This window comes from Cognatishimia sp., from assembly GCF_964229375.1.
GTDB lineage: Bacteria > Pseudomonadota > Alphaproteobacteria > Rhodobacterales > Rhodobacteraceae > Cognatishimia.
Map to the genome: position 1 here is coordinate 21,655 of NZ_CAXREH010000061.1, position 9,669 is coordinate 31,323.

The 9,669-nt window shown below is 57.3% G+C and carries 11 protein-coding genes; 4 read left to right on the plus strand and 7 right to left on the minus strand.

Annotated features, from left to right (window positions below; genetic code table 11):
* Positions 1–11: 11 nt before the first annotated feature.
* The gene (pncA, locus tag ACEQWH_RS04815; RefSeq protein ID WP_370228579.1) at positions 12–608 is read right to left on the minus strand and encodes a bifunctional nicotinamidase/pyrazinamidase; all 597 of its coding nucleotides are present in this window, start codon (positions 606–608) and stop codon (positions 12–14) included.
* A 75-nt stretch (positions 609–683) separates the two neighbouring features.
* Between pncA and ACEQWH_RS04820 the strand changes: the two genes are divergently transcribed.
* Positions 684–1,592: a rhodanese-related sulfurtransferase gene (locus ACEQWH_RS04820; protein WP_370228580.1), complete on the plus strand. Its 909-nt coding sequence runs from the start codon at positions 684–686 to the stop codon at positions 1,590–1,592.
* 38 nt (positions 1,593–1,630) lie between these two features.
* Positions 1,631–2,803 (plus strand): winged helix-turn-helix domain-containing protein, encoded by a 1,173-nt coding sequence (locus ACEQWH_RS04825; RefSeq protein ID WP_370228581.1) that lies wholly within the window; start codon positions 1,631–1,633, stop codon positions 2,801–2,803.
* Between the two features lie 84 nt (positions 2,804–2,887).
* On the opposite strand, the gene ACEQWH_RS04830 is transcribed toward ACEQWH_RS04825, so the two are convergent.
* The 3 genes from ACEQWH_RS04830 to petA are packed head-to-tail and all read right to left on the minus strand — an operon-like array spanning position 2,888 to position 5,592.
* The gene (locus ACEQWH_RS04830; RefSeq protein ID WP_370228582.1) at positions 2,888–3,682 is read right to left on the minus strand and encodes a cytochrome c1; all 795 of its coding nucleotides are present in this window, start codon (positions 3,680–3,682) and stop codon (positions 2,888–2,890) included.
* A 14-nt stretch (positions 3,683–3,696) separates the two neighbouring features.
* Positions 3,697–5,019 carry a cytochrome b gene (petB, locus tag ACEQWH_RS04835; protein ID WP_370228583.1) on the minus strand — a complete coding sequence of 441 codons (1,323 nt, stop codon included), beginning with the start codon at positions 5,017–5,019 and terminating at the stop codon, positions 3,697–3,699.
* 12 nt (positions 5,020–5,031) lie between these two features.
* Positions 5,032–5,592 (minus strand): ubiquinol-cytochrome c reductase iron-sulfur subunit, encoded by a 561-nt coding sequence (petA, locus tag ACEQWH_RS04840; protein ID WP_370228584.1) that lies wholly within the window; start codon positions 5,590–5,592, stop codon positions 5,032–5,034.
* Between the two features lie 221 nt (positions 5,593–5,813).
* Between petA and ACEQWH_RS04845 the strand changes: the two genes are divergently transcribed.
* Entirely contained in the window at positions 5,814–6,482 is a 669-nt protein-coding gene (locus ACEQWH_RS04845) for an outer membrane protein (protein ID WP_370228585.1), read from the plus strand.
* A gap of 71 nt (positions 6,483–6,553) precedes the next feature.
* Here the strand turns inward: ACEQWH_RS04845 and ACEQWH_RS04850 are convergent, their stop codons facing one another.
* Both ACEQWH_RS04850 and ACEQWH_RS04855 read right to left on the minus strand, forming a co-directional pair.
* Complete coding sequence (locus ACEQWH_RS04850; protein ID WP_370228586.1) at positions 6,554–7,156, minus strand: glutathione S-transferase; 603 nt, start codon at positions 7,154–7,156, stop codon at positions 6,554–6,556.
* 74 nt (positions 7,157–7,230) lie between these two features.
* Entirely contained in the window at positions 7,231–7,869 is a 639-nt protein-coding gene (locus ACEQWH_RS04855) for a glutathione S-transferase (RefSeq protein WP_370228587.1), read from the minus strand.
* A 67-nt stretch (positions 7,870–7,936) separates the two neighbouring features.
* Between ACEQWH_RS04855 and ACEQWH_RS04860 the strand changes: the two genes are divergently transcribed.
* Positions 7,937–8,809, plus strand: coding sequence for a DMT family transporter (locus tag ACEQWH_RS04860; protein ID WP_370228588.1), 873 nt, complete (start codon positions 7,937–7,939; stop codon positions 8,807–8,809).
* On the opposite strand, the gene ACEQWH_RS04865 is transcribed toward ACEQWH_RS04860, so the two are convergent.
* A partial coding sequence (locus ACEQWH_RS04865) for a MiaB/RimO family radical SAM methylthiotransferase (protein ID WP_370228589.1) occupies positions 8,798–9,669 on the minus strand: 872 nt, incomplete at its 5' end. The genes ACEQWH_RS04860 and ACEQWH_RS04865 overlap by 12 nt on opposite strands.

Sequence of the window (9,669 nt, forward strand, 5' to 3'; positions counted from 1 at the left end):
TGCAAGCAACCTTACAGCAACGAGACACCTGCCGACGCCATTGCATCCTGTGCAGCCGCCAGCGATCCGTCCAGATCGATGGCGCGACAAAGATCAGTGCGCACCGCCACCTGATAGCCCAGTTTTGCGGCATCCACCGCCGAGAAATTGACGCAGAAATCTGTCGCCAGCCCGACCAGTGTCAGATCAGAAATCCCCCGCGTGCGCAGATACCCGTCCAGTCCGGTGGGCGTGGTCTGATCGTTCTCGAAAAAGGCGGAATAGCTGTCGATCTCGGGATTATACCCTTTGCGCAGGATCAAATCCGCCCGCGTCGTATTCAGGCCGGCATGAAATTCCGCGCCTTGCGATCCTTGCACACAATGGTCCGGCCACAACACCTGCGGCCCATAAGGCATGTCCACCATCTCATAAGGCGCCTTGCCTGCGTGGCTGCTGGCAAACGAGGAATGCCCTGCGGGGTGCCAGTCCTGCGTCAGGATCACGGCGTCAAACTCTGCCATCAGATCATTGATCGGCGCCACGATCTGATCACCCTCAGGCACCGCCAGCGCGCCACCGGGGCAGAAGTCATTTTGAACATCAATCACGATAAGTGCCTTGCGCATCTTGCCCTCCGCTTGGCCCGCTCTGCGTCAACCTAGTCCTTGAAGACTCAGGTCTCAAGGCGTATGCCGCGCCTTATGTATATCGTTTGCGCTCTCTATCATTTCACCAAGTTTGACGACCACGCAGCCCTGCGTGCGCCGCTGCTGGACCTATGCCTGAAAAACGAGATCACCGGCACCTTGCTCTTGGCCCACGAAGGCATCAACGGCACGATCGCCGGATCGCGACAGGGCATTGACGCCGTGATTGCACATATCCAGACCCTGCCTGGGTGCGCGAATTTCGAATGGAAAGAAAGCACGGCCAGCGAAAAGCCCTTCCCGCGCATGAAGGTGAAACTGAAAAAAGAGATCGTAACGCTGGGCCAGCCCAATGTGGATCCTACCGCGCATGTGGGAAACTATGTCGATCCGCAGGACTGGAACGAATTGATCCAGTCGCCCGACGTCGTGACAATCGACACACGCAATGACTATGAGGTCGCGATTGGCACCTTCAAAGGCGCCGTGGATCCCGAGACCGAGACCTTCCGCGACTTCCCCGCCTGGTGGGAAGCGAACAAAGACCGGTTTCACAACAAACGGATCGCCATGTTCTGCACCGGCGGCATCCGCTGTGAGAAATCCACCAACTACCTTCTGGGTCAGGGGGTCGAGGACGTGTACCACCTCAAGGGCGGTATTTTGAAATACCTCGAAGAGGTCCCCCAGCAAGACAGCACATGGGAAGGCGACTGTTTCGTCTTTGACGGACGTGTGTCTGTCGGACATGGCCTGAAAGAAGGCCCACACCTGCTGTGTCACGCCTGCCGCCGCCCGATCCTGCCAGAAGATGTCAAGAACCCGGCCTATGAACAGGGTGTCAGCTGCCATCACTGCATCGACGAGACCAGCGACCGCGACAAAGAGCGGTTCCGCGAACGTCAGAAACAGATGGTGCTGGCGCGTCAACGGGGCGAACAGCATATCATCGGGCTGGACTGAGGTCCGGGGCTGATGTTTGATGCCCCAACGGAGGCATCATGCGGGCACCATTGCGGATTTCAAACAAACAGGCGCGCTGGCTCTGGCTTGCCTCACAAGGCCTGTCAGAAACCCCCACCGGCCCGCTTGATGTCTATGGCATGATCCAGCAAATCGGCTTTGTGCAACTGGATACGATCCAAACCGTCAGCCGCGCGCATCACCATATTCTCTGGTCCCGCAACCAGAACTACCGCGAAAAAATGCTGAACCCTCTGTTAGCCAAAGACCGGCTGATCTTTGAGCATTTCACCCATGATGCCTCGGTGATCCCGATGCAGGCCCTGCCCGCATGGCGACGCCAGTTCCGCCGTATGCAGGCCAAAGCCAACAATTGGTACACCGAGGTCTCGGGCAGCGACCTCATGCAGGACATCAAGGCGCGCATCGCCGCCGAGGGCGCTTTGTCGACCCATGCGTTTGACACAAAAAACGACCGCCCCAAAGAGATGTGGGCCCGTCCCCCACACAAACGCGCGCTGGACTACATGTGGCTCACCGGCGAGCTCGCTACCTGTTTTCGCAAGGACTTCACCAAGTTCTACAACCTTCCCGAACGCGTTTTCCCCGACCACCTGCGCAACCGAGTGCTCTCAGAGGACGCCGAACTGGACTGGCTGCTCACCTCGGCAATCGACCACATCGCCGTCGGCACGCCGGGCGAAATTCAGCGTTTCTGGGATGCCAGTTCCTCCATCGAAACAAAAGCCTGGCTGACTGGCGCGAACCTCGTCCCCGTAGAGATCGAGAACGCCGACAAAACGCGCACGCTTGCCTATGGCGCGAAGGACATCGAGGTGCGTCTCGCAAATCTGCCCGCGCCCTCCAGCCGCTTGCGCATCATCAACCCGTTTGACCCCGTCACCCGCGACCGCAATCGCCTGTCGCGGCTGTTTGGCTTTGACTACCGCATCGAAATGTTCGTGCCAGCGGCCAAACGCATCTGGGGGTACTACGTGTATCCCATTCTGGAAGGCGACCGATTTGTCGGCCGCATCGAGGTGAAAGCAAATAGGGCCGCATCAGAATTGACCGTAATCGGTTTCTGGCCCGAACCCGGTGTCAAATGGCCTGCATCACGACAGGCAAAACTTGATGCCGAACTTGACCGTCTCGGCCGCTTCGTGGGCTGCCATCAAGTGACGTGGCAAAGCCCTTTTTCTCTTGCCTGAAATATCCCGGGGTTTGGGGCAGCGCCCCAAAGAAAAAGCCCCGCACAACCATGCGGGGCTTTTCTAATTCATAGTCTGGACTGCTTATGCAGAGGTCTTGCGACCCTTGTGCGGTGCCCAGATCTTTTTGTTGGTCAGGTAAAGCAGCACAGTCAGAACCGCGAGGATGAACACCCCAAGGAACCCAGCTTCTTTACGTGCCATCAACTTAGGCTCGGCAGTCCACATCAAAAACGCAGAAACGTCTTCGGACATGTGGTGCAGGGAATTGTCGTGACCGTCGTCAAAGTCGACCAGACCGTCTTCCAGTGGGGGTGCCATGGAAATCCAGCCGCCTGGGAAAGCTGTATTTTCATACAGCGTTGTGCCCGCTTCGGTTTTCTCTTTGCCGGTATAGCCGTCAAGAACGGAATAGATGTATTCCGCGCCGCCCATGCCTTTGAAGAACTGGTTAATACCGGTTCCATAAGGGCCGCTGAACCCTGCACGCGCCTTGGCCATCAGGCTGAGGTCAGGTGCGTTTTCCAGGTTCGAGCCTGGGAAGAAGTCCGCAGGCTTTGCCGCGCGGAAATCGTCAAGGGCTTCGTCGAACACTTCAAAGTTCTCGGCTGCATAGGCGCGCACTTCAGCATCGCTGAAATGCGGGCCACCGTCGTCGGCCAATGTCCGCAAAGGAACATATTGCAGGCCGTGACATGCGGAACAGACTTCGGTGTAGACCTTCAGACCACGTTGCAGCTGGTTTTCGTCAAAAGAGCCAAACGGACCTTCGAACGAAAAGTCGACATCGTGGGTATGGCCAGCTTCGCCTGCTGCCATCGCGCCACCTGCAGAAAGGGTCAGGGCGGCAACTGCGGAGATCGCGAGTTTCTTAAACATAATCCCGTTTCCTCTTATTCAGCAGGTTCTGCTGGTTTGCCGTAGTGGGCATTGAAGTCGTCTTCGATGGTATCCGGCTGAGCGTCTGGCTTTTCGATCACACCCAGAAGCGGCAGGATCACCAGGAAGTATGCGAACCAATATGCAGAGGCGATCAGTGAGATCGTCGCATAGGGTTCTTCAGCAGGCATCGCACCCAGCCACATCAGGACCATGAAGTCCAGCAGCAGCAGGCGGAACCACCATTTGAACATTGGGCGATAGCGGCCGGAACGCACGCGGCTTGTATCCAGCCAAGGTGCCAGTGCCATGATTGCAATCGCGCCAAACATCGCCAGAACACCAAAGAACTTGGCGTCGATGATGCCACCGGTGATCCAGCTTGCGAACATCACAACCCAGACGTCGCCAGTAAAGGCCCGCAGGATCGCGTAGAACGGCAGGAAGTACCATTCAGGAACGATGTGCGCCGGAGTGACCAGAGCGTTGGCTTCGATGTAGTTGTCTGGGTGACCCAGATAGTTTGGCATAAAGCCAACGATCGCAAAGAAGACAACCAGCACGACGCCCAGACCGAACAGGTCTTTGATGACGAAGTATGGCCAGAATGGCAGCGTGTCTTTTTCAGCTTCTTCTTTGGAGCCGCGACGCACTTCAACACCGGTTGGGTTGTTGTTACCTGTGGTGTGGAATGCCCAGATGTGAACAACCACAAGGCCTGCAATCACGAATGGCAGCAGATAGTGCAGCGAGAAGAAACGGTTCAGGGTTGCGTTATCAACCGCTGGTCCGCCCAGCAGGAAGGTCTGCAGCGTGTCGCCCACGAATGGGATCGCACCAAACAGGCCTGTGATAACGGTCGCGCCCCAGAAGGACATCTGACCCCAAGGCAGAACGTAACCCATAAAGCCTGTCGCCATCATCAGAAGATAGATGATCATACCGATGATCCAGGTGACTTCGCGAGGCGCCTTATAAGAGCCATAGAACAGGCCACGGAACATGTGGATATAGACTGCAAAGAAGAACAGCGACGCGCCATTCATGTGCAGATAGCGGATCATATGACCACCGTTCACGTCGCGCATGATGTGCTCAACAGAGGCAAACGCCAGATCGACATGCGGCGTGTAGTGCATCACCAGAACGACGCCGGTAACGATTTGCAGCACCAGGCAGAACGCCAGAACGATGCCCCAGATCCACCACCAGTTCAGGTTCTTTGGGGTTGGGATCATCAGGGTGTCGTACAGAAGGCCAACAATCGGCAGACGGCTGTGAAGCCACTTTTCGCCGCCAGATTTTGGCTCGTAGTGATCGTGTGGAATACCAGACATGCTTCGCGCTCCTTATCCGAGGACCAGTTCGCTGCCTTCGAAACGGGCAACAGGAACAGGAAGGTTTTCAGGTGCCGGACCTTTGCGGATACGGCCGGAGGTGTCGTAGTGAGACCCGTGGCATGGGCAGAACCAGCCGCCAAAGTCACCCGCGCCGTCACCTAGTGGGACGCAGCCAAGGTGTGTACACACACCCATCATGACCAGCCATTCGCCGCCTTCGTCCATCGCGCGGTTTTCATCCGCGGCGTCAGTGCCCGGCTTGTTGTCGTTGCGGGACTCGGCGTCGATTGTCAGATCTGCCAAAGGCACCGCACGTGCTTCGTCGATCTCTGCCTGAGTCCGGCGACGGATAAAGACAGGTTTGCCAAGCCATTTCACAGTCAGCTGCGTGCCAGGCTCGATGCCAGACGTGTCTACGCGAATCGAGGCCAATGCCTTGACGTCTGCGGAGGGGTTCATCTGATTGACGAGCGGCCAAACGGCCGCGCCTGCGGTCACTGCACCTGCGCCAGCTGTCGCATAGTAGAGGAAATCCCTCCGGGTGCCTTCGTGATCATCTACGTGGGACACGTGGTTTACTCCAATTTTCGCGGCCTATATTGGCCAATATGGGACTCAGCCGCAGTCGCCTGCAGCTTATCCTTCGCTGCTTATTAGCGAAGCGATTGTGGTGCGTCCAGCGCACATTCGCCATAAGTGGGCTAGAGCGTTGATCTGTCGCGCTTGAGGGTGCATGAATTTGGACCTATGAAGGCGTTAAACCCAAAGTTTTTGGCATTGAGGGCACTAAAATGAAAAAATTACGCACTCTTTTCGCAGCAGTTGCCGTGATTCTCGCGGCGCCAGCCACCGCAGAGGTCGAGCTGAGCTTTTATATGGGCGCGCAAACTTCGCCTCACAGCCGCCTGACCGGGTCGGCTGACTTCGGCGGCGTCCCAACCGCGATTGATCGTCTGATCACATGGGAAGGCAAAAGCTTTGAAGCGCCGCCCTATTATGGTGTGAAAGCCATGTACTGGCGCGAGAGCGGCTGGGGGTATGGTGTGGAAATGACCCATGCCAAGGCATACGCATCCTCGGCAGATCTGACCGCATTGGGATTTGACCGTCTGGAATTCACTGACGGGCACAACATTCTAACAGCAAACCTCAGCCGTCGTTGGGACGGCCAATGGTGGAACGGGCGGCTGTCTCCGTTTGTCACTGGCGGTCTGGGTGTTGCGATCCCGCATGTCGACGCGCAACCAACTGGCGAAGCGCGCACCTTTGGCTATCAGGTCACCGGACCGGCCGCACGAATTGGTGCAGGGATCGCGATGGAATTGACCACGAAATGGTCGGCCTATGCGGAATACCAGATGACCTATTCCAGCAATAAATTCGATCTGGACAGTGGCGGCAGCCTTGAAACCAACCTGCTGACCAACGCGCTGAATATTGGCGTGACCTACGGGTTCTGATCAGATTTCTTTTAAGCTTTGCAAAATTGGCGGCCTCAAGTGGGCCGCCGTTTTTCTTTCGGATATGTGCTTTAGCCCGGCATCGTCGCAGTAAAGGACTCGCGCTTGGCGAAGGTCTCAAACCACGCGGCCAGCTCATCACGGCCCTCACGCCAGTTGCGCGCATCGTGGCGGAAATCAATATAGCCCAGCGCACAGGCCATACCGATCTGAGTGATATTGAGCGGCCCGCTCAGATGGCTCATCCAGCGATCCTGCACGGCATCCAATGCTCTTGAGGCCTTGCCCCACTGTGCCTCAACCCAATCCTGGCTGCGCGCGCTTTCATCCCGCAACCGCGCCTCATAGGTCATCAGAACAGCCGCCTCCATCGTGGCATCCGCCGTTGCTTCAAGCGTCAGGATCTCCCATTTGAACGCCTCGGGATAAAGATCGGCACCCGCCTCGGCATTCAGAAACTGTGTGATGACCCGGCTGTCATAGATCGCAGGGCCGTCTTCACGCATCAGAGCCGGAATCTTGCCCAAAGGGTTTGCGGCGATCACTTCGGGCGCCGTCGCCAACGGAGTCGTCGCGGCCTCAATCATTTCGATGCGATCGGTCAGACCCAATTCATGCGCAACCACAACACATTTGCGCACAAAGGGAGACGTCGGCGAGCCAATAAGTTTCATACCAGTGTCCTCATCAATACTGTTCGCAGGCAAACTGGCGTGCGCCTGATTGATTTGCAATGGCCAGCGCGCGGCTATGGAAAATAGATAGGTGCGTCGCCGTCCTGCCAAACCGCGTATTTGGGCATGATCTGCGCAAACTCGTCCGAAGCCAGAAATCGGCCCAGCCAACGCGCAAGGTTGGGAAATGGTTCCGCATCAAAGCGTGGCTTGTCGATAAAGGCGAATTGCCTGACGAAGGGAAGAATGGCCATATCCGCCAAACTTGGTGTGGCCTTGAACAGGAAATCCTTGTCGCCAATCAAATCATTCAGCTTTGCCAAAAAGACGTTGGCGTTTGCGCGCTCTGCCTCTGGATCTGATCCATAGCGCGTATGGTATTTGGTGCGGTCCAACGCCTGCTTGAATGCTCCATCCGCTTCGGCGATCAGCGCGTGCCCCTCGGGCGGCATATCAAGCCATCCATCCGGGTCTGTCTGCGCCAATGCCCATTTCATCACATCCAGCGATTCATCCAGTACCTCGTCGCCCGCTTTCAAACACGGCACTGTGGCAGAGGGGCTGGTCGCCACAAACGCCGGCGCCTTGTCACGCAGTAGGATTTCACGAAGCTCGACGCGCGCACCCGAGGACGCAAGCGCCAAACGCGCGCGCATGGCATAGGGGCAACGGCGAAAGCTATAGAGGACGGGCAGGTCAGATTGCGTTGTCATAGGGATCCAGATAGGCTGAATTTGGACCAGGACTATAGACGTCTCGCACCCTCAAGGCACTCTCTTTATGCACGGCATTTTACTGCGGCTGGCGGCCGTTACCCTGATTACGGCCATGTCAGCTATCGTTCACCAACTGGCAAAGACCTTGCCCGTTGGCCAAATCATGTTTTGGCGCTCGGGCGTTGCCGCCGTCGTGATCATTGCCTTTGCGCTGCGGTTTGGCGGCGCGCGCAGCCTGCGGCCGCAAAACTACGGCAACCACGCTATTCGAGGCCTGCTTGGAGGGCTGTCCATGGCGCTGTCCTTTACCTCGCTCGCCTATCTTCCCGTCGCCAACGCCTCGGCCCTGGCCTATCTGGCGCCGCTGTTGAGTTTGCCTTTGGCCGCTTGGGTTCTGGGCGAGCGGATGACCAATCTGGTGGTGTTTGCGGCCATCTTGGGCCTGGGCGGTGTTGCATTGATGCTTTGGGCGGAACTTGAAAAGCCGGATTTCGCCCGAGGCAGCCTGATCGGGATGAGTGCTGGTCTTGGGTTTGCCTTTGTCTGGGCGCTGGTGCGCATTCACATCAAACGCATGTCCTCAAAGGAAACGTCTGCGTCGATTTCGTTAAGCTTTGCGATCACGTCCATGGCGATGGGGCTTGCCACCTTGCCGTTTGGATGGACGGCTTTGGGGCCGACGGCGATTTGGCTTTTAATCTGCGCGGGGCTGCTTGGTGCCTTGGGACACATCCTGTCGGTCGAAGCGGTCAAACGCGCCAAAGTCTCGACGCTCGCCCCCTTTGACTATTTCGGACTGATCGTAGCTTTGGGCTTGGATGCGCTGTTGTTCTCTGTCCTGCCGGGATCGCTGGCCTTTGTCGGAATGTTGGTCATCGTTGCCGCCGGTCTTCTGGCGATTTGGCAGGAAACCCGGCCCGTGCGGTCAGGCGACTAGCTGCTGCGCTTTCACGCCCAGAATTTTCGCATTAACCACCGCGCCTTCGACTTGAGGCGCGGCAAAGCTCACTTCGGTGAATTGCTCTGTGCGTCCCATGTGCGGGTTTTCCATCAAAATGCGATGCGTCTTGCCAACCTGCGCCTGAAGGTGCTTGGCCACCTGCGCCTCGCCTGCCTGACGCAGCCGCGCCGCGCGCTGTTTGATCACCGGCCCTGACACCTGCAACGGGATTTTCGCGGCGGGCGTGCCCTCTCGTTTGGAATACGGGAACACATGCAGCCACGTCAGATCGCAGTCCTGCACCAGTTTCATCGAATTCTCGAAATGCGCATCGGTTTCCGTCGGAAAGCCCGCAATGATGTCAGCACCAAAGGTCATTTCAGGACGCAGCTTCTTGGCATCTTCGCAAAAGCGGATCGCATCATCGCGCAGATGGCGGCGCGCCATGCGTTTGAGAATCAGATCGTCGCCATGCTGCAAGGACAGATGCAAATGCGGCATCAGACGCGGCTCGGTCGCGATCGCCGTCATCAGGTTTTCGTCCACCTCAATCGAATCGATCGACGATATCCGTAAGCGCGGCAGATCCGGCACCAGCTTGAGAATGCGCATGACCAGATCGCCCAGTTTGGGCTGTGCTGGCAAGTCTGCACCCCAGGACGTCAGATCGACGCCGGTCAGAACGACCTCGTTAAAGCCTTTGTCCACCAGACGTTTAATCTGATCCACCACAACCCCTGCCGGAACCGACCGGGAATTTCCGCGGCCATAGGGAATAATGCAGAAGGTACAGCGATGGTCACAGCCGTTCTGCACCTGAACATAAGCACGCGATCTTGTCCCGAACCCGTCAATCA

Coding starts and splice junctions, on each gene's coding strand:
- pncA (WP_370228579.1), bottom strand. CDS start 608: ATGCGCAAGGCACTTATCGTGATTGATGTTCAAAATGACTTCTGCCCC.
- ACEQWH_RS04820 (WP_370228580.1), top strand. CDS start 684: ATGTATATCGTTTGCGCTCTCTATCATTTCACCAAGTTTGACGACCAC.
- ACEQWH_RS04825 (WP_370228581.1), top strand. CDS start 1,631: ATGCGGGCACCATTGCGGATTTCAAACAAACAGGCGCGCTGGCTCTGG.
- ACEQWH_RS04830 (WP_370228582.1), bottom strand. CDS start 3,682: ATGTTTAAGAAACTCGCGATCTCCGCAGTTGCCGCCCTGACCCTTTCT.
- petB (WP_370228583.1), bottom strand. CDS start 5,019: ATGTCTGGTATTCCACACGATCACTACGAGCCAAAATCTGGCGGCGAA.
- ACEQWH_RS04845 (WP_370228585.1), top strand. CDS start 5,814: ATGAAAAAATTACGCACTCTTTTCGCAGCAGTTGCCGTGATTCTCGCG.
- ACEQWH_RS04850 (WP_370228586.1), bottom strand. CDS start 7,156: ATGAAACTTATTGGCTCGCCGACGTCTCCCTTTGTGCGCAAATGTGTT.
- ACEQWH_RS04855 (WP_370228587.1), bottom strand. CDS start 7,869: ATGACAACGCAATCTGACCTGCCCGTCCTCTATAGCTTTCGCCGTTGC.
- ACEQWH_RS04860 (WP_370228588.1), top strand. CDS start 7,937: ATGCACGGCATTTTACTGCGGCTGGCGGCCGTTACCCTGATTACGGCC.